The 668-nt window shown below is 62.3% G+C and carries 1 protein-coding gene; it reads left to right on the plus strand.

The genetic code is table 11. The annotated features are described in order from the left end of the window. The coding region (locus AC5Y2L_RS28565) for a polyketide synthase dehydratase domain-containing protein (RefSeq protein ID WP_499940097.1) at positions 1–668 on the plus strand (668 nt) is incomplete at both ends.

Below are 668 nucleotides of genomic sequence, written 5' to 3' on the forward strand. Positions count from 1 at the left end.
CCGCGGTACACATCGGCGACCAGGACACCAGCACCGTGCTCGCCGAGGTCGCACTCCCCCGCGAAATCCGGTCCCAACAAGACGCTTACGACATACACCCCGCACTGCTGGATGCCTGTTTTCAAGCCATCGAGGCTCACCCCGACGTCCAAGCCGCCGGCGGGGACCTGCTGACATTGCCGTTGGGGGCGCGGCGGCTGCGCGCCTATGGTGCCGCCGGTAAAGCGCGCTACTGCTTTGCCCGGGTGACCAAAGCCGAAACTTCTGGCATCGAGGCCGACCTCGACGTAATCGACGAGCACGGAACCGTGCTGCTGGGCGTGCAGGGACTGCAATTGGGAACCGCAGCATCCGAGACCACCCACAGAGACCGCGTACTGGCCAATCGGCTGCTGACCATCGAATGGCAGCAACGGGAGTTGACCGACGTCGAACGCATTGACGGCGGAACTTGGCTGTTGATCAGCACTAGCTCGACCGATATGGTGGCGGCCCAACTGAGCGATGCCTTGAAAAGCCAAGGGGCGCAATGCACCACCATGTGCTGGCCACCGCATGCCGATCACACCTCAAACCAAGAACAGTTCGTTAATCATTTGCGTGCCGGCGGATTCACCGGCGTGGTGGTCCTCACTGGCGCGAAAAACGGCGATAGCGAGGATCGGTCT

It is taken from the genome of Mycobacterium sp. NGS66 (genome assembly GCF_059812225.1).